General features: G+C 42.4%; 24 protein-coding genes. 1 reads left to right on the top strand and 23 read right to left on the bottom strand.

Features of this window, described 5'->3' with window-relative positions; all coding sequences use genetic code 11:
• Positions 1–3: 3 nt before the first annotated feature.
• The 6 genes from FQT28_RS08750 to glmS form a co-directional block, all read right to left on the bottom strand.
• A complete protein-coding gene (locus FQT28_RS08750) occupies positions 4–696 on the bottom strand; it encodes an amino acid ABC transporter permease (RefSeq protein WP_143989957.1) in 693 nt (230 codons plus the stop codon).
• A 32-nt stretch (positions 697–728) separates the two neighbouring features.
• Entirely contained in the window at positions 729–1,607 is an 879-nt protein-coding gene (locus FQT28_RS08755) for a transporter substrate-binding domain-containing protein (RefSeq protein ID WP_143989958.1), read from the bottom strand.
• Positions 1,608–1,618: 11 nt separating this feature from the next.
• Positions 1,619–2,617 (bottom strand): uroporphyrinogen decarboxylase family protein, encoded by a 999-nt coding sequence (locus FQT28_RS08760; RefSeq protein WP_143989959.1) that lies wholly within the window; start codon positions 2,615–2,617, stop codon positions 1,619–1,621.
• A 2-nt stretch (positions 2,618–2,619) separates the two neighbouring features.
• Positions 2,620–2,823, bottom strand: a complete 204-nt coding sequence (locus FQT28_RS08765; protein WP_143989960.1) for a hypothetical protein — start codon at positions 2,821–2,823, stop codon at positions 2,620–2,622.
• Positions 2,824–2,834: 11 nt separating this feature from the next.
• Complete coding sequence (locus tag FQT28_RS08770; RefSeq protein ID WP_143989961.1) at positions 2,835–3,839, bottom strand: uroporphyrinogen decarboxylase family protein; 1,005 nt, start codon at positions 3,837–3,839, stop codon at positions 2,835–2,837.
• A gap of 228 nt (positions 3,840–4,067) precedes the next feature.
• A complete protein-coding gene (glmS, locus tag FQT28_RS08775; protein WP_125449952.1) occupies positions 4,068–5,876 on the bottom strand; it encodes a glutamine--fructose-6-phosphate transaminase (isomerizing) in 1,809 nt (602 codons plus the stop codon).
• Between the two features lie 215 nt (positions 5,877–6,091).
• Here glmS and FQT28_RS08780 point away from each other — a divergent pair, with 215 nt between their 5' ends.
• Positions 6,092–6,505 carry an EamA family transporter gene (locus tag FQT28_RS08780; RefSeq protein ID WP_125449950.1) on the top strand — a complete coding sequence of 138 codons (414 nt, stop codon included), beginning with the start codon at positions 6,092–6,094 and terminating at the stop codon, positions 6,503–6,505.
• 261 nt (positions 6,506–6,766) lie between these two features.
• Here the strand turns inward: FQT28_RS08780 and FQT28_RS08785 are convergent, their stop codons facing one another.
• From FQT28_RS08785 to secY, 17 genes are all read right to left on the bottom strand, one after another.
• Entirely contained in the window at positions 6,767–7,771 is a 1,005-nt protein-coding gene (locus FQT28_RS08785) for a sugar transferase (RefSeq protein ID WP_000862851.1), read from the bottom strand.
• 333 nt (positions 7,772–8,104) lie between these two features.
• Complete coding sequence (locus FQT28_RS08790; RefSeq protein WP_143989962.1) at positions 8,105–8,677, bottom strand: nucleotidyltransferase family protein; 573 nt, start codon at positions 8,675–8,677, stop codon at positions 8,105–8,107.
• Positions 8,658–9,656 (bottom strand): Holliday junction branch migration DNA helicase RuvB, encoded by a 999-nt coding sequence (gene ruvB / locus FQT28_RS08795; protein WP_143989963.1) that lies wholly within the window; start codon positions 9,654–9,656, stop codon positions 8,658–8,660. Before ruvB ends, FQT28_RS08790 begins: the two co-directional genes overlap by 20 nt.
• Before the next feature lie 385 nt (positions 9,657–10,041).
• Positions 10,042–10,458, bottom strand: a complete 417-nt coding sequence (locus FQT28_RS08800; RefSeq protein WP_143989964.1) for a GNAT family N-acetyltransferase — start codon at positions 10,456–10,458, stop codon at positions 10,042–10,044.
• A gap of 11 nt (positions 10,459–10,469) precedes the next feature.
• Positions 10,470–11,165, bottom strand: coding sequence for a GNAT family N-acetyltransferase (locus tag FQT28_RS08805; RefSeq protein WP_143989965.1), 696 nt, complete (start codon positions 11,163–11,165; stop codon positions 10,470–10,472).
• Positions 11,166–11,444: 279 nt separating this feature from the next.
• The gene (gene leuS / locus FQT28_RS08810) at positions 11,445–13,946 is read right to left on the bottom strand and encodes a leucine--tRNA ligase (protein WP_143989966.1); all 2,502 of its coding nucleotides are present in this window, start codon (positions 13,944–13,946) and stop codon (positions 11,445–11,447) included.
• A gap of 161 nt (positions 13,947–14,107) precedes the next feature.
• Positions 14,108–14,800 carry a histidine phosphatase family protein gene (locus tag FQT28_RS08815; RefSeq protein ID WP_143989967.1) on the bottom strand — a complete coding sequence of 231 codons (693 nt, stop codon included), beginning with the start codon at positions 14,798–14,800 and terminating at the stop codon, positions 14,108–14,110.
• A gap of 234 nt (positions 14,801–15,034) precedes the next feature.
• The gene (locus tag FQT28_RS08820) at positions 15,035–16,372 is read right to left on the bottom strand and encodes a PFL family protein (RefSeq protein ID WP_084975976.1); all 1,338 of its coding nucleotides are present in this window, start codon (positions 16,370–16,372) and stop codon (positions 15,035–15,037) included.
• A 9-nt stretch (positions 16,373–16,381) separates the two neighbouring features.
• Positions 16,382–16,648, bottom strand: a complete 267-nt coding sequence (locus FQT28_RS08825) for an ACT domain-containing protein (protein ID WP_084975975.1) — start codon at positions 16,646–16,648, stop codon at positions 16,382–16,384.
• Positions 16,649–16,911: 263 nt separating this feature from the next.
• Positions 16,912–17,298 carry a 50S ribosomal protein L17 gene (gene rplQ / locus FQT28_RS08830; protein ID WP_000331493.1) on the bottom strand — a complete coding sequence of 129 codons (387 nt, stop codon included), beginning with the start codon at positions 17,296–17,298 and terminating at the stop codon, positions 16,912–16,914.
• An 11-nt stretch (positions 17,299–17,309) separates the two neighbouring features.
• Positions 17,310–18,245, bottom strand: coding sequence for a DNA-directed RNA polymerase subunit alpha (locus tag FQT28_RS08835; protein ID WP_000568993.1), 936 nt, complete (start codon positions 18,243–18,245; stop codon positions 17,310–17,312).
• Between the two features lie 42 nt (positions 18,246–18,287).
• Positions 18,288–18,671, bottom strand: coding sequence for a 30S ribosomal protein S11 (gene rpsK, locus FQT28_RS08840; RefSeq protein WP_001118385.1), 384 nt, complete (start codon positions 18,669–18,671; stop codon positions 18,288–18,290).
• A 17-nt stretch (positions 18,672–18,688) separates the two neighbouring features.
• Positions 18,689–19,054, bottom strand: a complete 366-nt coding sequence (gene rpsM / locus FQT28_RS08845) for a 30S ribosomal protein S13 (RefSeq protein WP_000090781.1) — start codon at positions 19,052–19,054, stop codon at positions 18,689–18,691.
• A gap of 17 nt (positions 19,055–19,071) precedes the next feature.
• Entirely contained in the window at positions 19,072–19,188 is a 117-nt protein-coding gene (gene rpmJ, locus FQT28_RS08850) for a 50S ribosomal protein L36 (RefSeq protein WP_001808836.1), read from the bottom strand.
• A 24-nt stretch (positions 19,189–19,212) separates the two neighbouring features.
• On the bottom strand, positions 19,213–19,431 hold the full coding sequence (gene infA, locus FQT28_RS08855; protein WP_001029883.1) for a translation initiation factor IF-1: 219 nt from the start codon (positions 19,429–19,431) through the stop codon (positions 19,213–19,215).
• A gap of 116 nt (positions 19,432–19,547) precedes the next feature.
• The gene (locus FQT28_RS08860) at positions 19,548–20,186 is read right to left on the bottom strand and encodes an adenylate kinase (RefSeq protein WP_038804633.1); all 639 of its coding nucleotides are present in this window, start codon (positions 20,184–20,186) and stop codon (positions 19,548–19,550) included.
• 146 nt (positions 20,187–20,332) lie between these two features.
• Complete coding sequence (gene secY / locus FQT28_RS08865; RefSeq protein ID WP_038805841.1) at positions 20,333–21,643, bottom strand: preprotein translocase subunit SecY; 1,311 nt, start codon at positions 21,641–21,643, stop codon at positions 20,333–20,335.
• Positions 21,644–21,646: the final 3 nt, after the last annotated feature.

Below are 21,646 nucleotides of genomic sequence, written 5' to 3' on the forward strand. Positions count from 1 at the left end.
TTCTTACCTCCCTTTTGTTTCCAAAGACTTCTCAAGCAAACGACTCAAGCTAGAAATAACCAAGGCAATCCCCCAGTAAAGAAGCGCAACTGCCGTATAGGTTTCCAGAGAGTAGTTCCCTAAATTACGACTAATCAAGAGATTGCCTGCCCCCATAACATCAACGAAACCAATCGTATAGGCCAAGGCAGCATCCCGCATGAGATTGAGAATAGCAGTCGTTATGTTGGGAAGAGCAACTTGAAAAGCTTGAGGAAAAATGATTCTCCAAAAAGTCTGACTTGGAGTCAAACCAATACTAAGCCCGGCCTCTGTCTGCCCTTTCGGAATAGCTTGATAGGCTGCCTTGAAAACCTCGGCAACAATAGCCGCAAACAAGAGAATCATCGTCAGGAGAACAAAAATAGTTTTAGACCAATTGTTGATGTCCAAACCAAGCCACCATTTCAGAAATTCTGGCAAGCCATAAAAGACTAGAAAAAGCAAGACAATCGGCGGTGTACAACGAAGGGTAAAGATATAGCCTTTGGAAATCGCTGCAAAACTCTTGTCTTCTCCTACTTGCGCCCAGGTCAAGAGACCTCCAAAAAGGGAACCAAGAAGAGTGGTAAAAAAGAGAATGGACAAGGTCATAGGAAGTGCCTGCCATAAGGTCGGTAAAAACTGAAAGACCTTGGAAAAATCATAAGAAACCATGCAAAACCCTTTCTAGTCTTGGAATTTCTGGTCTAGTCTTTATCTACATAACTAAAGACATCTTCTTTAAAGTATTGCTGAGATAGCTTAGCAAGCGTGCCATCTTCTTTCAACTCTTTGATTGCTTTTTCGTATTCTTTAGCGAATTTCTCACCCTTTTCATCACGGTGAATCAAGGGATAAGTTGGAATGCCTTTATATGGGAACCAGCTGAGTTTATCCGCATATTGGTGGTAAGGTCCATCTTCTGCGGTAACTGCTTTTTCAAAGGACAGTTTGATATCAAAGAAGGCGTCATAACGTCCTTCCAAGACCCAAGCATAGGCATCTGCCACCTTAAAGGATTCTGCTGCTGTTAGCTCAATCGGTGCATCCTGATGTTTTTCATTGTAGCTGGTGATGACATTCCATTGAGCATTCTGTGGAGAGATGGGAACCAATTTCCCTTTATTCTTTGCAAAGTCATCAATGGTTTTGTATTTCTGTTCATCTTCTTTTCTGACAGTAAATCCGATGATGCTCGCTCCGACTGGTTCAGATGGAATGACAAACTTTTTAGCTCGTTCATCTGTGTACCAAGCTCCCTTGGTTCCGATGTCATACTTGCCTGATTCCAGACCAATCAAGAGGTCGTCATCACTGGTACCCGTATATTCAAATTTATAGTTTGCCAACTTCTCATCAACAGCCTTCAAAACTGCTACTTCATAACCATCTGATTCCCCTTTTTCATTGACAAAATCATATGGCACATAGTTTTGTGTATGGGCAACCTTCAAGGTTATGACTTCAGCAGACGAAGACGTTTCTCCCTCCTTGGCTGGAGCGCCAGCTAAACTTCTCCCGATAATCGTTGCCCCAATTACTGCAACAACTGCTACACCACCGATAATCCATGCTTTTTTACTCATCTTTTTCTCCTTTAGTTTTCAAGCGCTTCTCTCACCCACTGGATACGTTCAACTGCGATATCACTTGGAATGGTACAATCCGCCCCAAGTACCAAACCCTGTTCCCCAGCTTCTGCAACTAGTTTCTTTGCCTTAGCCTGAATGGCATCCTTGCTACCAGTATACAGTAAGCCTGTCTTGCCATTTTCGAATCCTCCAAGAACCGTACGTCCCTTGAAAATCTCACGACCTTCCTTGAGAGTAATTCCCTCTGGTCCTACAGCCCAGTTAAAGACTTGGGCTGGATAGTCAACAAAAAGATGAATATCATTTCGCGCCCCCTCGTAGCCACAGATATGAAGAACAGTAACACCACCAACAGCACTAGTTGCTTCCAGAACTGTTATCTCGCTAGGTGCAATGACGGCTTGATAATCTGCTGCCGACACTCGATGATCTTGGATACTCTGCACGCTGAGGTAGATTCCGTCAGCGCCAGCCTCTTTGATGACGGCTTGGCTGAGACTCGCAATATCTTCTGCAATCACATCCAACACCTTCTTCAGGGCATCAGGATCTTCCACCAGAAAGTCCGCAATAAGGTCATCTCCGCCAGACACTTCCCCAAGTAGCCACTTGAGATAGGTCACAGGGGCAAAAATATTGTAAATTGCAACGATATCTTCTGTGAACTCTTGCTTGATTTTCTGAACCAAGTCCACCTGCTCTTTTATCCAAGCGTGATCTGGTCCGAGTGGTTGAATGGTCGCCAATTCTTGAAGTGATTTTCCTTTAGCAATCGCTGGATTTGGATAAGCAAAGTAGCCATCACTCATGAGTTTGATAAAGTCTGGCTGAACTTCTCGGATAAAGCGCTTATGCCCCTCGATATTCTTCTCGATAATGGCTGGATTTGAGAAACCGTCTAGCCATTCGTCTTCTGATGTGAAATGGTGCCAAAAGCCAACTGGCACACGATCAACCTTCTCACCTTTAAATGCTTTTAAAACCCATTCTCTTTTTTCTGACATTCTTATTCTCCATTTCTTACTTTTTTAACTAATAAACTGCTTGCAATATCATTCGAGCGTAGAAAGGGGAGACTGGACTTGGAAAAATCCTGAACTCCATGACATCTCTCTCCATTTTTACAGTGCCCATTTTTTACGACACTTATGGCAACCAAGGCCAGCAAACCGACAACTGCAATGAAGATGCCCCATCTTTTACTTTTCATAGCTCCTCCTTTTAGAGAACAGCTGCCTGCCGAATCCAGTCCAACCTCTCTAAGTCAAAGTCATCTGGAACAGTACAGTCAGCTCCCAGAAGAACGCCTTTACTACCCGCTTCAGCCAGCAACCGCCTTGTTTCATTTTGCAATTCCGCCTTGGAACCTTGATAAAGCAAGCTTTTCTTGCCATTTTCAAATCCACCTAAAACGGCCTTACCTGGAAACAACTCTTGCCCCTGTGTCAAACTAACGTCCTCATGGTGGGTCGCCCAGTTGACCACTTGAGCTGGATAATCCTTAAATATCGTCACATCATTGCTCGCACCTTCAAAACCACAGATATGGAGGATATTGGTCCCACCCACCTGATTGGCTGCCTCTAAAATCGCTATATTGCTCGGTTCGATGTAGGTTTGATATAGTGCTGGTGTGATGCGCTCATCTTGAATTTCCTGGGTGCTAAGGTAAATCCCGTCAACACCACCTTCCTGGATGATTTTCTGAGTTAGGATAGCAATATCTCCTGCAATCACATCTAGAATAGCTCTGAATTTCTCAGGATTTTCAAGCAATAGTTCAGCCACTTCCCTATCTCCTCGAGAAGTTTCTGTACGGAACCAGCGCTTGAGGTAGGAAATCGGTGAAAAGATATTGTAGAAAGAAGCAATCTCCTCGGTAAAGGTCTCTCGAATCGCTTGTACCACTTCCACCTGTTGCTGAATCCATGGGTGTTCCTCACCAATCGACTCAATAGAAGTCAGCTCTTGAATGCTTGCGATCTTAGGACTATAGACATTACTTGGATAAAGGAAAAAACCGTCGCTCATAATTTTGACAAAATCAGGACGAATCCTTTCCACATAGTTACGATGCCCGTCAACACTTTTTTGAAAGATACGTGGATTATTTAATCCCTGCCCCTTTTCTTCGAGTGTTACAAAATGAAACCAAAATCCCACAGGAACTCTTTCCACTTCATCGCCTCGAATCGCTCTAAAAACTAGATCTCTTTTACTTGCCATACCTCTCTCCTTCCATTTGGATTGAAACCATCTTACCACTCCTTTTCCCCTTTTCCCAATATATATTGACTATTGACTTGATTGGGAATTTTTATATCTATAAAGAAAAACACCTTAGAAATCCCTTTAAATCAGGTTTTCTAAGGTGTTTATACTCATTGTTTTCAAATGATGTTCTCTACGATATGAAATTTTTATAAGCTTGATAAGAATTATTTATACTCAGTCTTATTCCACAGTTACTGACTTAGCAAGGTTACGTGGTTTGTCCACATCAAGGCCACGGTGGAGTGTTGCAAAGTAAGCGACTAGCTGTGTTGGTACGACCATTGAGATTGGTGAGAGGTAAGCGTGTACGGTCGTAAGGACGATGTCGTCTGTATCTTTGGCAACATTTTCTTCTGCGATGGTGAGAACCTTGGCACCACGGGCTGCGACCTCTTGGATATTTCCACGAGTGTGGTTAGCAAGGACTGGATCTGACAAGAGGGCCAAGACAGGTGTCCCCTCTTCAATTAAGGCAATGGTTCCATGCTTGAGTTCTCCCGCCGCAAAACCTTCACACTGGATGTAAGAAATCTCTTTGAGCTTAAGACTCGCTTCCATGGCTACGTAGTAGTCTTGACCACGTCCGATGTAAAAGGCGTTGCGAGTTGTTTCAAGAAGTTCACGAACTTTAGCATCAATGGTTTCTTTCTCAGAAAGAGTTGATTCGATAGACTGAGCTACGATAGACAACTCACGAATCAGATCAAAGGTTTGTGCTTTAGCATTGCCATTTGCTTCACCGACTGCTTTTGCAAGGAAGGCAAGAGCTGCGATTTGCGCTGTATAAGCCTTGGTTGATGCTACGGCAATTTCAGGTCCCGCGTGAAGGAGCATGGTATGGTTGGCTTCGCGTGAAAGGGTTGAACCTGGCACGTTTGTCACTGTCAAGCTTGGGATGCCTAACTCATTGGCCTTGACCAAAACTTGACGGCTGTCAGCTGTTTCACCAGATTGGCTGATAAAGATAAAGAGTGGTTTTTGGCTGAGAAGTGGCATACCATAGCCCCACTCAGATGAGATTCCAAGTTCCACTGGCGTATCCGTCAATTCTTCCAACATCTTCTTAGAAGCAAATCCTGCATGGTAAGAAGTTCCAGCCGCAAGGATGTAGATGCGGTCAGCGTCTTGAACAGCCTTGATGATAGCTGGATCAACCACTACTTGACCCGCCTCATCTGTGTAGGCTTGGATGAGTTTACGCATAACTGTTGGTTGCTCGTCAATTTCCTTGAGCATGTAGTAAGGATAAGTTCCCTTACCGATATCTGACAAGTCTAGCTCCGCAGTATAGCTAGCACGCTCACGGCGATTGCCATCATAGTCTTGAACTTCGACGCTATCAGCCTTGACGATTACCAACTCTTGGTCATGGATTTCCATGTATTGGTTGGTTTCACGAATCATAGCCATAGCATCTGAGCAGACCATGTTATAGCCTTCCCCAAGACCAATCAAAAGTGGTGATTTATTTTTCGCCACATAGATAACATCTGGATTTTCAGAGTCAATCAAGGCAAAGGCATAAGAACCACGAATGATGTGAAGGGCTTTTTTGAAGGCTTCAAGAACTGAGAAACCATCTTCTTCAACAAATTTACCAATCAAGTGAACGGCGATTTCCGTATCTGTTTGCCCCTTGAAGTGGTGACCTGCAAGGTATTCTTCCTTGATCTCAAGGTAGTTTTCAATCACCCCATTGTGTACCAAGACAAAACGTCCTGTCTCAGAGCGATGTGGGTGAGCATTGTCCTCAGTTGGTTTCCCGTGAGTCGCCCAACGCGTATGTCCGATACCAGTCGTTCCCTCAACACCAGCTGTCTTAGCAGACAATTCAGCGATACGACCGACAGCTTTGACTAGATGATTTTCAGCACCACCTAGAACAAAAATCCCCGCAGAATCATAACCACGGTATTCGAGCTTTTCAAGCCCTTGAATCAAAATATCAGTTGCATTTGTGTTTCCAACAACACCAACAATTCCACACATAGTATATACGACACAGACCAGCTGTGCTTTCCCCTTAAATTGGTATAGTCTGATTTTCCTTTTACAGAACCAGCAAAGACAGTATATACTTGTTTTTCTCACTTGTCAAGCATAAAAATTGGTATAGCTTTTTAAAATGCCATCAGAGCAAGATTTCACTTGAGAACTGACAAGTAGGATTCGATTACTTATAATAGAGAGAGGAGGTAGTTACCATGTGGTTTTTCTTCGCACTTTTATCTGCTGTCTTTGCAGCCTTAACTTCTATTTTAGCCAAGATTGGGATTGAGGGAGTTCCGTCCAATCTAGCAACAGCCATTCGTACGGTCGTCGTCATCCTTATGGCTTGGGCCATGGTTTTCTTGACCAATAGTCAGACTGAGCTTGTCAACATCAGTAGAAAAAGTTGGCTCTTTCTCATCCTGTCTGGTTTGGCAACAGGCGCCTCCTGGCTCTCCTACTACAAGGCCTTGCAGATGGGCAATGCGACTGAGGTATCTGCTGTCGATAAATTCAGTCTCGTCATTACACTCGTTTTAGCCTTTTTCTTTCTACAGGATGTCCTGAAGTTTAAAACAATCATTGGCTGTATACTGATTACGATTGGGACCTTGGTGATGATTTTGTAATCCTCTCCCCCTCCCTATATGACCTCCCCAAAAAAGTTAGATAGTTTTGGGGTGTTTTGTTACGTCTAAATTTATAAGTAGAGGAAATCAGCTTCAAGCGTCTAGCAAAAAGGAGAGAACCAAATTGGTTCCCTCCAAGATGTGGTTTTTCATCATCCCACTACACAGTTGACAAAAAACTAATTATCCCAAGTGGCTAACTTCGACTTGAAATTTTGCCTTTCCAAATCTGAATGTGGTAAACCGATGACTGACTTTTGACTAATCTAAGAGCATCATAGAATCAATAAACAATTTCTTTGTGAAATAACCATTTTTAATTAAGTAAGCTGTATATTTTGCTCTTGTGACCATTTGATCATACTCTTCTTCCGTACATTCCTGAACCACGCGGCTAGCTTCTTCCAAACTAGATACGACAAAGCCCAAACCTTTCTCACGGATATAGTCCACATTAGAAAGATAGTCTGGCACAACCACAGGAATACCTGCGGCCAGATAAGTTGTCAACTTATAAGAAACATTTTCTTTGTAGTAGTCACGCTCTTCCGCAGGATTTTCAGAATTTCCCCATACTAGGCCAAAGCCTCCTCCTTTAGACAACTCCAACAATAATTCCTGCTGAGTTCGCCACCCCTCAAGATGGACTTTGGAATAATCTACTCCCTCTGCTCTCGTAGCATAAACATGAAGAGGGGTACTGTGTTTCCAGTCAACAATATGTGGAAAACGAGATGGGTCTCCTGAGAAGATTAATTTTTTCTCAAATTTTGGAGTATAGAGTTCCAAACCATGGGGAAGATCCCAGAGTGTTTGAACAACGTAGTTCTTGACGGTTAATCCTTCTGAAACGAGTTTCTGGTACATTTGTTCGGATGGTACTACCACCACATCACACTTGTTGTACATGTCAATGTGGGCCTTCATAAGATAATAATTGCTCTCAAACATTAGTGGCTGAACATCATGGATAAACATCACCATTTTTACATGAGAAAGCTTTAACTTTTCTACCAAGTGATTGTCCCATTCAACACTATTCCATGAAGGAGATTGGAAAAAAACGACATCTCCATAAGATACCCCCGCGACAATTCCATCCATCCGCGAGTTCAGTTCTTCCCACGGTTCATGGCTTGCATCATAAAAATATATCCCCAGTTCGTTAACTCCAAAGTCTCGAACAATTTTCATGACATTGTTCTGCGCCATCAAGGCAACACTCGTTGATGCTTGCCCAAATAAATTTGTGAAATGTACTTTCATTGTTTTCTAAATCCTCGTCTCAGTAATTTCTCTAAACATTGTATCATAATTTACGACTTTTCAAAAGCGTTTACATGCCAATTTTCAAGCTCAAGTTAGTTACTTGGGATAATTTTCCAGGAGTCTTATCTTCCAAGAACAATAAGGATAGCCTTAATAGACGTTTTTCTCACTCAATCTCACAAATTCGGTATCTTTGTTAGCTATGATAGATTGAATGAGTTGTTCCTGTTGACTATATAATTTTTTGCACCTTTAGATTTCTCTGTTTATCTTGTGATGACTACAAGTTCACATATAGAATTCTTATGTAATCAAGTCACTAACTTCTTTTCAGAGATTCGAAAAAGTGAGATTTTTCCATTTTTCTTGCCAATTTTTCTTGGACAAGCGTTCTTGATAGAGCTTTATCCGGTCTTCATTTTCTAAGAAATGAGGAGTTGGAGAAACTTGAAAGTTCAAAATATCCTCTAAACCATAGGGGGCAAAGAGCTCTAAAGTTGCATCAGCATGCAAGCGGAGTCCTATCGCCGTGCAGCGCTCGGGATACTTAGCCATCGCATCACAGGAGCTGATATAGGGAACAGTGTGGGGACTGTGCAGATGCATATAGACCTGATTTTTCAACTCCCACTGATACTGCGGAAAATCCTCTCTCAGCTTGTTCTCTAGGGATACTGTTTCCTCATAAGAAACGTCTGGATCAAAGAAAATCACATCCACATCCGTTTCACGGTCAAAAGGGGATTTGTCTGACAAGAGATTCCAGATGAAATTTCTAACCGAACCTGCTGCCAACCACGAGTCTTTTAAATCAAGGTCTCGGATGATAGTCAGAATGGTCATCATGTCAGGATTTTCTCTAACACTATCTAAGATTTCTTGTTTATTTTTCATTATACTCATACCCCAAATGTTCGTAAGCCTTAGCAGTCGCAACTCGTCCAGACCGTGTTCGCATGATAAAACCTTTTTGAATCAAGTAAGGCTCATACATGTCTTCCACCGTCTCGCGCTCCTCAGCAATATTAACAGAAAGTGTTCCCAGTCCGACAGGACCACCACCGTACATCTCAATCATGGTCCGAAGGATTTTTTGGTCCACATAGTCCAAACCTTCATGGTCAACGTCCAGCATGGTCAAGGCCTTATCAGTAATAACATCATCGATAACCCCATTCCCCATAATCTGGGCAAAGTCGCGCACGCGCTTGAGGAGACGATTGGCGATACGAGGAGTTCCACGACTGCGTAAGGCCAACTCAGCTGCAGCTTCATGAGTGATTTCCATCTCAAAAATATCTGCTGTCCGCTCAACAATCTCCGTCAAGTCATCATGAGCATAATACTCCATATGACCTGTAATCCCAAAACGTGCTCGCAGAGGATTTGAAAGCATCCCCGCACGTGTCGTAGCCCCAATCAAGGTGAATGGTGGCAAGTCCAAATGAACACTGCGACTGCTCTCTCCAGCCCCAATCATGATGTCAATGTAGAAGTCCTCCATGGCACTATAAAGCACCTCTTCCACCGACATGGGCAAGCGATGAATCTCATCAATAAAGAGAACGTCTCCAGGCTCCAAATCATTCAAAATCGCTACCAGATCGCCTGCTTTTTCAATGACAGGACCAGAAGTTTGCTTGAGATTGACTCCTAGTTCATTGGCAATGACAAAGGCCATGGTCGTTTTCCCCAAACCTGGAGGCCCAAATAAGAGCACATGGTCCAGCGCTTCATCCCGCATTTTGGCAGCTTCGATAAAGATTTGCAGCTGGTCCTTGACCTTATCCTGTCCGATATATTCGCGTAAGTATTGAGGACGGAGGGTACGTTCTACTAACTCCTCATCCCCCATTATCTCATTATCTAAAATTCTATTCATGTTTCCATTATATCAAAAATCCAAGCCACAAACAAAAAAGCCACCTGATTGGGTGGCCTCTTTAGGGAGATTATTATGAAAAAGAAAGGATTAGGATTTCATTAAATAAAGTTAGGAGGTCTTTATCTAATGACTATATGATACATGAGGAGACTTAAAATTACCTTAACTTTTTCTCTGATTCATTATTTTTTAAAAAATTTTTTCCAAATGGAATTTCCTTTCTCAAGCAACAAAAAAGCCACCTGATTGGGTGACTTCTTTAGGAGATTATGATGAAAAAGAAAAGTTTGGGATTTCATTAAATAAAGTTAGGAGGTCTTTATTTAATAACTATATGATACACGAGGAGACTTAAACTTTACTTAAGAAAAAACAAAATTTTTTATTTTTTTCGATCCACCCAAATCATTCCCGTACAATCATAAGTAGATAAGGTTTCAAAACCCAGTGAACGGTAGAATCCCAATTTTTTCTCTGTTTGGTCTGTCACCAGTTGGACTTGATAGGCATCTTTAAAATCCTCTAAAGCCTCTTTCATCAAGTCGCTACCAATCCCTTGGCGCTGATAGCCAGGCAAAACGATCAAATCCTGGACAAAAATCGATGAGAAACCATCTCCAACCAAACGAACCAAGCCCACCACGGCATCACCATCAAGTACCAGATAAATTGCTAATGAGTGAGACAAGGCCTTCTCCAGCATCTGAGGTTGATGTGTATAATTTGTCCATCCGACTGCCTGATAGAGATGCAAAACATCCTCTAGCTTGACAATTTCTTGCTTTCTAACGGTAATCATGTCATCACCTCTCAGAATTCTCTTAAGCTCCTATACTGCCGTCCATCTTTATCAAAGTTTTCAGGAGCCAGCCACATTTCCAAGCGAGTTTTGACTTGGGGCCAGTCCTTATCAATCATAGACAACCAATCCGTATCTCGAGTGCACCCCTTATAAACGACGGCCTGGCGGAAGGTTCCTTCATAGACAAAGCCCAAACGCTCTGCTGCTCGTCTTAATGGCAAATTTAAGGCATCGCATTTCCACTCATAGCGGCGATAGTTAAGCTCCTCAAAAACATAGCGAGCCAAGAGATACTGAGCTTCTGTCCCTATCCTCGTCCCCTTAAGAGCTGGTGAAAAGGTGATAGCACCCACTTCTATTACTCGGTTATTCTGATCAATTCGCATGAGAGAAAATGTTCCCAAGGCCTTACCCGTCTCCCTATCCAAGATAGCGTAGAAAAAACGGTCCTTACGAGCCAACATCTGATTTAAAATGGCAACCAGTTCCTCCATATCTGCCACTGGCTCCTGAAAAAGGTAGGTCCACATCTCCCGAGGAGTATCTGGACCATAAACAGCTAGCAAATCCTCCGCATGCTTTTCCACAGAAAGAGCCTCTATCCGAGCATAACGTCCTTCTAAGAAATCAATGGAAGGTAGTTCACCTGATGTATAACCTTCCATTGACTCACCAATCATCTGACCATATTCGTTTACTGGCATAGTTTTCTCCTTGTTTCGCTTTTCAAACTTTATAATTGCACATAGTATATCATACTTTCATGAAAAAATTCAAAAAATCCTCCAGATTCTACCTCTGAAGGATTCATTTCTTATTTCACAACGATATTAACGAGTTTAGTTGGCTCAAACAGTTTGGGAAACTGTTTGAGGTTGGAAATCAGCAACTAAATCGGTAATTTTACAGCAATATTAACCAATTTAGTTGGCTTCAATAGTCCAGTGGACTATTAAAGATGGCAGATAGGGCTAATAAACTCGTTATTTCACAACGATATTAACGAGTTTGTTAGGTACCGCAATCACCTTCACGATTTCCTTACCATCAATTTCTGCTTTAACTTTTTCATCCGCTAGAGCGATTTCTTGCAATTCTTCGCGTGATAGGTCTTTAGCGACCATGAGTTTGGCACGGACTTTTCCTTTGATTTGAACGACGATTTCGATTTCGTCTTCAACCAATTTGCTTTCGTCCCATGTTGGCCAAGTCACATAAGAGATAGATTCTCCTGTTGCTGCGACTGTTTGCCAGAGTTCTTCTGCCAAGTGAGGTGCAAATGGGGCAATCAATTGGATAAAGCCTTTGGCGTAGTCTACATAAAGCTTATCTTCCTTGTTAGCAGCGTTGACAAAGACCATAAGTTGGGCAATGGCTGTGTTGAATTTCATGGATTCGATTTGCTCAGTAACAGATTTAACGGTTTCGTTATAAACCTTGTCAAGAGCACCATTATTTTCCGCAACAATTTCTTTACTTGTAATCAAACGGTAAACACGGTCAAGGAACTTACGGCTTCCTTCCAGACCTTCTTCTGACCAAGCAATCGAAGCGTCAAGCGGTCCCATGAACATTTCATAGACACGAAGGGTATCGGCACCGTATTGTTCCACCACATCGTCTGGGTTGACAACGTTCTTGAGCGATTTAGACATCTTAGCTGGCGCTTGCTCCAATTCTTCTCCTGTTTCTACATGGAAGAAGGAACCATCACGTTTTTCAACCTTATCAGTTGCCACAAGAGCCCCACGGTGGTCACGGTAGCTTGTACCCAAGATCATTCCTTGGTTAAAGAGTTTTTGGAATGGCTCTTTAGTAGGTACAACACCAAGGTCATAGAGGAATTTGTGCCAGAAACGAGCGTAGAGCAAGTGAAGCACAGCATGCTCTGCCCCACCCACGTAGATATCTACTGGCAACCATTGTTTGAGGAGATCCTCATCGGCCAATTTTTCTGTGTTATGTGGGTCGATATAGCGGAGGTAGTACCAGCTTGAACCTGCCCATTGTGGCATAGTATTGGTTTCGCGACGGCCTTTAACGCCATCTTCACGCGTCACGTCCAACCAGTCAGTCAAGTTAGCCAATGGGCTTTCACCAGTACCTGAAGGGCGGATGTCCTTGGTTACAGGCAAGACAAGTGGCAATTCACTTTCAGGAACAGCTGTTGAAGTCCCATCTTCCCAATGAATGATTGGGATTGGCTCACCCCAGTAGCGCTGACGGCTAAAGAGCCAGTCGCGGAGACGGTAGGTCACCTTCTCTTGTCCGCAGCCTTTCTCTTCCAACCAAGCCACAATCTTAGCAATAGCGTCTTCTTTGTTAAGGCCATCTAGGAAGTCTGAATTGATGTGAAGGCCGTCTTCTGTGTAAGCAACCTCTTCAACGTTCCCACCTTCAAGTACTTCTACGATTGGAAGGTCAAATTGTTTAGCAAATTCCCAGTCACGTTGGTCATGGGCAGGCACAGCCATAACAGCACCTGTCCCATAGCTAGCAAGAACGTAGTCTGCAATCCAGATTGGGATTTCCTTGCCATTGACAGGGTTGATGGCATAAGCACCAGTCCAAACCCCTGTTTTTTCTTTGGCAAGGTCAGTACGAGCCAAGTCTGACTTGAGGCTAGCTTGGTGTTTATAGTCCGCAACTGCATCAGCTTGCTCTGGGCTTGTGATGACATCTACCAGTTCATGCTCAGGAGCTAAGACAGTGAAAGTCGCACCGAAAAGAGTATCAGGACGAGTAGTAAAGACGGTGAATTCCTTGTCAGTCCCTTTCACTTTGAAAGTTACATTGGCACCAGTTGATTTGCCAATCCAGTTACGTTGCATGTCCTTGATAGACTCTGGCCAATCCAACTCATCCAAGTCATTAAGCAAGCGCTCTGCATAGGCCGTGATTTTAAGCATCCATTGGCGCATTGGTTTGCGGACAACGGGATAGCCACCACGCTCAGAAGTTCCATCAGGAAGCACTTCTTCGTTAGCAATGGCTGTTCCTAGTTCCTCAACCCAGTTTACTGGTACTTCCGCTTCATAGGCCAAGCCTTTTTCGTAGAGCTTCGTGAAAATCCATTGTGTCCACTTGTAGTAGTTTGGATCTGTGGTGTTGACTTCACGGTCCCAGTCGTAAGAGAATCCAAGCGCATTGATTTGGCGTTTAAAGTTGGCAATGTTTTCCGCTGTAAAGTCAGCTGGGTCATTCCCTGTATCCATGGCGTATTGCTCTGCAGGCAAACCAAAAGCATCCCACCCCATTGGGTGAAGGACATTGTAACCTTGGGCACGTTTGTAACGGCTAAGGATATCAGTCGCTGTGTAGCCTTCTGGGTGTCCTACGTGCAGACCTGCTCCAGACGGGTAAGGGAACATGTCAAGCGCATAAAACTTCGGTTTTGAGGCATCTGTTCCTGTCTTAAATGTATGATGTTCTGCCCAGTAGCCCTGCCACTTAGGCTCAATTTCTTTATGATTGTAAAAACTCATGGTCTCTCTCCAATTTTGTGATGTTACTATTATACCATTTTTGGGGGAATTTGAAAGTCGAGAAAGAATCTTTTCCCCTCCCTTATCAAGAAAGGTTGGCTCTAAAAGCACTCTTGCTTAGCTGAATAAAAAAATTAGCTCCTCTGAGGAGCTATCTTCTATCAATGCTTATTTTCTTCCATCTTCTCACGTCCGAGCTCTCGATAACTACGGTCGCCGACAACTTCAACTCTAAACTGGCCATCCTCATATTCAAGAATGGTCACGCTACCATTATCGAGACCATGCGGATGCATGCCATTGATTAGATACACAATGGTCCCAATCGTCATTCCATGGCTTACGACAAGAGCATTGCCCCCACCTTGTTCTTCCATTTCTTTGGCAATCGCTTCAAAGCCTTCCTTGATTCGACCACTGAGTTTTTCCCAACCTTCTGCCCAGCCAGCTGTATCAACCTCTACCAAGCCTTCTGCTAGTTCCGCATAGGACAACTGATGAACATGTTCTACATTGAAAATTCTCGGAATCAACCCCATAAAGAGGTCCCCATCATAGGCCCCATCAAAACTACCAAAACACCACTCACGGATTCGCTTGTCCATGCGGTAAGGGATTTTCCCCTGCAAGCCAAGTTCTTCCAGGATAATTCCCATGGTTTGAATGGTGCGCCCTGAATCACTGGAATAAGCGCGGTCAAACTGCAAACCAGACTCTCTCAAACCAATTCCCAGCTTATGGATTCCCAACTCACCTTCTGCTGTCAGAGGTGTATCACTCCATCCTTGAGCACGTCCAATCGTGTTAAACATCGTTTTACCATGACGGATCAAGTACAATCTTACTTTAGACATTTTCTATCCTCCATTTTCTTCTATTATACCATGGATCAAAGAAATATTTGGCATTCAAAAGTAAAGCCCTTTCTTTTAATTTTTCCACAAGAAAAGCTACCCTAACGGTAGCTTTCCTAGGAGATTATTATGAAAAAGTTTAGGATTCTAATTAAATAAAGTTAGGAGGTCTTTATTTAATGATTATAGTATACACAGTCATCCTTAAACTCATCTTAAATCCTCTCTTTTTTATTAATTTTTAAAACTATGGATTGGAGCTGGAATTTGGCCACCGCGAGAGATAAAATCAACAGACGAAGCCCCATTGACTTTCATAACTGGAGCTGTTCCTAGCAAACCACCAAACTCAATCATATCGCCTTCTTTGCCCTTTGGAATGATACGGACGGCCGTTGTCTTCATGTTAATGACACCAATTGCCGCCTCATCCGCAATCATAGCTGCAATGGTTTCAGCAGGCGTATCTTCTGGAATGGCAATCATATCCAGTCCAACAGAACAGATAGCCGTCATGGCTTCTAGCTTTTCTAAATTCAGAGAGCCATTTTGCACCGCAGCAATCATACCCTCATCTTCAGATACAGGAATAAAAGCCCCTGATAAGCCACCGACCTGGTTACAAGCCATAACACCACCTTTCTTGACCTGATCGTTCAAGAGAGCCAGTGCAGCAGTTGTCCCGTGTGTTCCAACTGTTTCTAGCCCCATTTCCTCAAGGACACGTGCCACAGAATCACCTACCGCAGGGGTAGGTGCCAAACTTAGGTCGACAATTCCAAAGTCAACACCAAGTCTCTCGCTAGCCATCTGACCAACTAATTGACCGATACGAGTAATCTTAAAGGCTGTTTTCTTGACTGTTTCAGCCACTACATCAAAGCTCTGTCCACGAACTTTTTCCAAGGCACGCTTGACCACACCAGGACCCGAAACCCCGACATTGATGATAACATCTGCTTCGCCAACACCGTGGAAAGCCCCTGCCATAAAAGGATTGTCCTCAACAGCATTAGCAAATACGACTAACTTGGCCGCACCCATATCTGATAACGCAGCTGTTTCCTTGATGGTGCGTCCCATATCTGCAACTGCAGTCATGTTGATGCCTGACTTGGTTGAGCCGATATTAACAGACGAACAAACCTTGTCTGTCTCAGCTAGAGCGCGTGGGATAGAATTGATGAGAATCTCATCTCCTTTTTGGTAGCCTTTTTGTACCAAGGCCGAAAAACCACCGATAAAGTCAACACCAATCTCCTTGGCAGCCTTGTCAAGAGCCTTTGCCAAAACGACATAGTCCGTCGCATCAGTTGCCGCCCCAATCAATGAAATCGGAGTCACCGATACTCGTTTATTGACAATAGGAATCCCAAGTTCTGCAGCAATTTCATCTCCTACAGCCACTAGATTTGCAGCTTTAGTTGTGATTTTTTGGTAAATTTTTTCAGCAGCACGTTCGATGTCTGGATCAATACAGTCCAAAAGGGAAATGCCCATGGTAATGGTTCTGATATCAAAGTTCTGCTCCTCAATCATGGCAATGGTTTCAGTAACTTGTCTAATATCCATGGCTACCTCCTAGATATTGTACATAGCATCAAAAATCGCTGCACTTTGAATATTGATTTTGACATTCAGTGTTTTGCCAAAGTTTTCAAACTCATTTCTGAGAGAGGTAAAATCTTGTTTTTCATCACTTGATACGACTGCCATCATGGTGAAATACTCATCCAGTACTGTTTGAGAAATATCATCAATATTCAAACCCAACTCTGCAATCTTCGTAGACACGCCTGCAACAATACCAGCCTTGTCCTTGCCAACCACTGTAATAATAGCTTTCATCCTTATACCCCATTTCTACGATTATTAGAAAACCTGAACGTTTTTGATTTTCTTTTTCCCTAGTATAGCATATTTCCGTAAAAAATACTAAAAAACGCCTGCTTACGAAGTTGTTCTTAAACAAAAAACAATTTCGTAAACAAGCGTCTACCCTATCAAATGATGATGAGTGTTCCCGCTAGGACCGAAGTCCCAGCGGTAGACCAGAGCTAGACTAAGAGCACAAGACTCCATCATCATAACACTCAACAAAATTGATGATTTTATACTAATTCGATGATCGCCATTGGCGCAGCATCACCACGACGTGGTTCAGTTTTAAGGATACGAGTGTATCCACCGTTACGTTCAGCATAACGAGGTGCGATTTCTGAGAACAATTTTTGAAGTGCTGTAGTAGAAGTGTACTTATCAGTTGCTTCATCATAGTTTTCAGATGCGATTTCATTACGTACAAAAGCAGCTGCTTGACGACGTGCATGCAAATCACCACGTTTACCTAGAGTAATCATTTTTTCAACAGTTTTACGGATTTCTTTAGCACGAGCTTCAGTTGTCACGATTGATTCGTTGATCAAAAGGTCAGTTGTCAAATCGCGAAGCATTGCTTTACGTTGTGAGCTGGTGCGTCCTAGTTTACGGTAAGCCATGTATTCCTCCTTTATTTATCTTTTAATCCAAGACCCAAGTCAATGAGTTTGAGTTTCACTTCTTCCAAACTCTTGCGTCCAAGATTTCGTACTTTCATCATCTCTGCTTCAGATTTTTCTGTCAAATCATGCACAGTGTTGATACCGGCACGTTTCAAACAGTTGTATGAACGCACAGACAAGTCCAGTTCCTCAATCGTCCGATCCAAAATACGATCGTCAGATTCAGTATCAGCTTCTTTCATCACTTCAGTTGACTTAGCAATCTCAGTAAGATTTGTAAACAAATCAAGATGTTCTGTCAAGATACGTGCTGAAAGCCCTAAAGCATCTTCTGGAATAATTGTTCCATTAGTCAAGATTTCAAGGGTTAATTTGTCAAATCCATCATTGCTACCTACACGAGCAGGTTCAACTTGATAGTTGACTTTTGTAACTGGTGTATAAATAGAATCTACAGCAAGTGTTCCAACTGGTGCATTATCTTTTTTGTTTTCATCAGCAGGTACATATCCACGACCACTGTTAACAGTCATCGTCGCTTTTAGAGAAGAACCTTCACCGATCGTAAAGAGATAATGATCTGGATTTACAATCTCAATATCACTGTCAGTCAAAATATCTCCAGCTGTAATTTCAGCAGGACCTTCAACGTCAAGTTCAATGATTTTTTCGTCTTCAACGTATGATTTCACTGCAATCCCTTTAATGTTCAGAATGATTTGCATCACGTCTTCACGAACACCGGGAACTGTGTCAAACTCATGCAAGACACCTTCAATGTTGATAGATGTCACTGCTGCTCCTGGTAGAGAAGCTAGTAGTACACGACGAAGAGAGTTACCAAGAGTTGTACCGTAGCCACGTTCAAGTGGTTCGATTACAAACTTGCCATAATCTTTATTTTCATCAATTTTTGTTATATTTGGTTTTTCAAACTCGATCATTTAGTTACTCCCTCTTAAACGAAAAGCAGTGTAATGCAATGATTATACACGGCGACGTTTTGGAGGACGAGCACCATTGTGTGGCACTGGAGTCACATCACGAATTGCTGTTACTTCAAGACCAGCGGCAGCAAGCGCACGAATAGCTGACTCACGACCAGAACCTGGACCTTTTACAGTAACTTCAACTGATTTAAGACCGTGTTCTTGTGCAGATTTAGCAGCAGCTTCAGAAGCCATTTGAGCAGCGAATGGTGTAGATTTACGAGAACCTTTGAAACCAAGAGCACCTGCTGATGACCAAGCAATTGCATTACCATGCACATCAGTAATCATAACAATAGTGTTATTAAATGTAGCGTGAATATGAGCAATACCAGATTCGATATTCTTTTTCACACGACGTTTACGTGTTGGTTTAGCCAAGACTTTTACCTCCTATATTATTTTTTCTTACCAGCAATCGCAACAGCTTTACCTTTACGAGTGCGAGCGTTGTTTTTAGTGTTTTGTCCACGGACAGGAAGTCCACGACGGTGACGAATACCACGGTAAGAACCGATTTCCATCAAACGTTTGATGTTCAAGTTTACTTCACGACGAAGGTCACCTTCAACTTTGATTGCATCCACTTCACGACGGATAGCATCTTCTTGATCTGATGTAAGGTCACGTACACGAACATCTTCTGAGATTCCAGCAGCAGCCAAAATTTTCTTAGATGTTGCAAGTCCGATACCATAAACGTAAGTCAATGAGATTACTACGCGTTTGTCATTTGGAATGTCAACTCCAGCAATACGAGCCATGTTTTCTCCTTTCTATCTTATCCTTGACGTTGTTTGTGTTTTGGATTTGCTGGGCAAATTACCATAACACGACCATTACGACGAATTACTTTACAGTATTCGCAAATTGGTTTGACCGATGGTCTTACTTTCATTTCTTATCCCTCCAAGTTTTTCGATTATTTAAAGCGGTAAGTGATACGTCCACGTGTCAAGTCATATGGACTCATCTCGACAGTAACACGATCTCCCGCTAAAATACGAATATAGTTTTTACGAATTTTACCAGAAACTGTTGCTAAAATCTGATGTCCATTTTCAAGTTCAACCGTAAACATTGCGTTAGGCATTGTATCAACTACTTTGCCTTCAACTTCAATCACATCGTCTTTTGCCACGCAAAAGCACCTCCATAAATTTCGATTTGATGCCTCTAGACACAGAGACAACAATTATAAGTCAGACTATCTCAGTATAACATTTGTAGCGATTTTTTGCAAGTGTGAAAAACGCTTTATTTCAAATTTGTCAATACTTTTTCGATGTCTTTGAACACATCATTGATATCTTGATTTCCTTCAATATCGTGAACCAAACCTTTGGCACGGTAGTGAGCAATGATTGGTTCACCTTGGGCGATATTCACATCCAAGCGACGTTTCACTGTCTCAGGTTTATCATCTTCACGTTGGTAGTAATCTTCTTCTTTGTAGTCAACTGGTGGGTTGAAAACTTTGTGGAAGGTTTCACCTGTTTCGCGGTGGATGATACGGCCACTCAAACGTTCCAAGAGACAGTCTGGATTCACTTCAATGTTGATCACACCTTCCAATTCAATACCAAGTTCAGCCAATGTTTTATCCAAGGCATGAGCTTGTTCAATCGTACGTGGGTAACCATCTAACAAGAAACCTGTTTCTTTGATATCATCCTGTGACAGGCGTTCTTTAACAATACCATTTGTAACTTCATCTGGAACCAACTCACCTTTGTCGATGTATGACTTTGCAAGTAGACCCATTTCAGTTTGATTTGCCATAGCAGCACGGAACATATCTCCAGTTGAAATGTGTGCCACGTGGAATTGTTCCACAATTTTAGCTGCTTGCGTTCCCTTACCTGCTCCAGGTAAGCCCATAATCAAAAGATTCATGATCTGATCTCCTTATTTTGTATTTAAATAGAAGCAAAAAGCTAGTTTCAACTCCTATTTAAAAACAAAATAGAAGAGGGGAGACGAAAGTCTCTCTTATAGGTAGACCTTCATACTCCACTCTCTAAGCAAAAGTAGTCTTGCTTTTATTCTGTTTTGTCCATGAAACCAACATACTTACGTTTCAATAGGTAACCTTCTAGCTGTTTGATTCCTTCGATACCTGTCGAAATAATGATCAAAAGACTAGTTCCCCCAAAAGCAACCGCTTCTGAGAGCCCAAAGACATCTTTTGCTACAATCGGCAAGATTGAAATCACACCAAGGAAAAGGGAACCGACGGTTGCAAGGCGACGAAGAAGTTTTGACATAAACTCTTCCGTTCCTTTACCTGGACGGACACCATGGATATAGGCTCCGCTCTTTTGCAAGTTTTCTGCTGCTTTCTCTGGATTGATCTGTACAAATGTATAGAAGAATGTAAAGAGAATAATCAGCAGTGCATACATGGCAACACCTGTTGGAGATGTTGTAGATAACATTTCCTGTGCTGTACGTACCCAAGCCCAATCATGACCTGTAGCACTGACAAACTGAAGAATAGCCGCAGGTGCTGCTGTAATGGAACTTGCAAAGATAACTGGGATAACACCAGCAGGATTGACCTTCAAAGGAAGGTAAGAACTGGATGGAGCACCTTGAGCAACTTTTGTATATTGGATCGGAATTTTATATTCTGCCTGTTGTACATATGTTGTAAAGTAAACAATCAACAAGACAGCGATAATGAGAATAACGACAAATATAATAGATGACGTCAACCGATCACTTGGAATATTGACAAAATAGTCCACGTAGATGCCATGAATCATCTCTGGAATTGAAGCCACAATCCCTGCAAAGATAATCATAGACACCCCGTTACCATATCCCTTATCAGTGATTTGCTCCCCTAGCCAAGTAACAATCATAGTACCTGCAGTCAGGATAATACCAATCGTAACAAAGACTTGAGGGGTTAGATCTGTCGTTAATAATTTTGCACCAGATAGAGTATTAAAACCAGCAGTGATTCCGATTGATTGCACAAACGCAAGTACAAGCGCAATATAACGAGTCGCTTGGTTTATCTTTCTCCGTCCTACTTCCCCCTGCTTGCCCCACTCTACAAACTTTGGAACAATATCCATTTGTAGCAATTGAACAACGATGGAAGCTGTGATATACGGACTCACACCGAGTGCAAAAACCGAGAAGTTCTTCATGGCATTCCCTGAAACTAAACTAAGCATGTTCAAGAAGGATAATCCACTCAAAGCTTCCAGACTTTTTGCATTCACACCTGGTACAGTAATACTAGTCCCGATACGGAAGACAAGTATGATAAAAATCGTAAAGAGAATTTTTGATCGTACTTTCTTAACCTTGAGGGCCTCTTTTAATAATTTAAAAAACATAGG

It is taken from the genome of Streptococcus oralis, from assembly GCF_901543815.1.
In the GTDB taxonomy this organism is placed as follows: domain Bacteria; phylum Bacillota; class Bacilli; order Lactobacillales; family Streptococcaceae; genus Streptococcus; species Streptococcus oralis_CM.

Bases quoted from the DNA above. Each gene is read 5' to 3' on its own strand.
- FQT28_RS08755 (WP_143989958.1), bottom strand. From the start codon at position 1,607: ATGAGTAAAAAAGCATGGATTATCGGTGGTGTAGCAGTTGTTGCAGTA.
- FQT28_RS08785 (WP_000862851.1), bottom strand. From the start codon at position 7,771: ATGAAAGTACATTTCACAAATTTATTTGGGCAAGCATCAACGAGTGTT.
- FQT28_RS08790 (WP_143989962.1), bottom strand. From the start codon at position 8,677: ATGAGTATAATGAAAAATAAACAAGAAATCTTAGATAGTGTTAGAGAA.
- FQT28_RS08835 (WP_000568993.1), bottom strand. From the start codon at position 18,245: ATGATCGAGTTTGAAAAACCAAATATAACAAAAATTGATGAAAATAAA.
- FQT28_RS08770 (WP_143989961.1), bottom strand. From the start codon at position 3,839: ATGGCAAGTAAAAGAGATCTAGTTTTTAGAGCGATTCGAGGCGATGAA.
- FQT28_RS08750 (WP_143989957.1), bottom strand. From the start codon at position 696: ATGGTTTCTTATGATTTTTCCAAGGTCTTTCAGTTTTTACCGACCTTA.
- FQT28_RS08815 (WP_143989967.1), bottom strand. From the start codon at position 14,800: ATGTCTAAAGTAAGATTGTACTTGATCCGTCATGGTAAAACGATGTTT.
- FQT28_RS08760 (WP_143989959.1), bottom strand. From the start codon at position 2,617: ATGTCAGAAAAAAGAGAATGGGTTTTAAAAGCATTTAAAGGTGAGAAG.
- FQT28_RS08765 (WP_143989960.1), bottom strand. From the start codon at position 2,823: ATGAAAAGTAAAAGATGGGGCATCTTCATTGCAGTTGTCGGTTTGCTG.
- FQT28_RS08825 (WP_084975975.1), bottom strand. From the start codon at position 16,648: ATGAAAGCTATTATTACAGTGGTTGGCAAGGACAAGGCTGGTATTGTT.
- ruvB (WP_143989963.1), bottom strand. From the start codon at position 9,656: ATGAATAGAATTTTAGATAATGAGATAATGGGGGATGAGGAGTTAGTA.
- rpsM (WP_000090781.1), bottom strand. From the start codon at position 19,054: ATGGCTCGTATTGCTGGAGTTGACATTCCAAATGACAAACGCGTAGTA.
- FQT28_RS08780 (WP_125449950.1), top strand. From the start codon at position 6,092: ATGTGGTTTTTCTTCGCACTTTTATCTGCTGTCTTTGCAGCCTTAACT.
- FQT28_RS08805 (WP_143989965.1), bottom strand. From the start codon at position 11,165: ATGCCAGTAAACGAATATGGTCAGATGATTGGTGAGTCAATGGAAGGT.
- FQT28_RS08860 (WP_038804633.1), bottom strand. From the start codon at position 20,186: ATGAATCTTTTGATTATGGGCTTACCTGGAGCAGGTAAGGGAACGCAA.
- FQT28_RS08800 (WP_143989964.1), bottom strand. From the start codon at position 10,458: ATGATTACCGTTAGAAAGCAAGAAATTGTCAAGCTAGAGGATGTTTTG.
- FQT28_RS08820 (WP_084975976.1), bottom strand. From the start codon at position 16,372: ATGGATATTAGACAAGTTACTGAAACCATTGCCATGATTGAGGAGCAG.
- secY (WP_038805841.1), bottom strand. From the start codon at position 21,643: ATGTTTTTTAAATTATTAAAAGAGGCCCTCAAGGTTAAGAAAGTACGA.
- leuS (WP_143989966.1), bottom strand. From the start codon at position 13,946: ATGAGTTTTTACAATCATAAAGAAATTGAGCCTAAGTGGCAGGGCTAC.
- glmS (WP_125449952.1), bottom strand. From the start codon at position 5,876: ATGTGTGGAATTGTTGGTGTTGTTGGAAACACAAATGCAACTGATATT.
- rplQ (WP_000331493.1), bottom strand. From the start codon at position 17,298: ATGGCTTACCGTAAACTAGGACGCACCAGCTCACAACGTAAAGCAATG.
- rpmJ (WP_001808836.1), bottom strand. From the start codon at position 19,188: ATGAAAGTAAGACCATCGGTCAAACCAATTTGCGAATACTGTAAAGTA.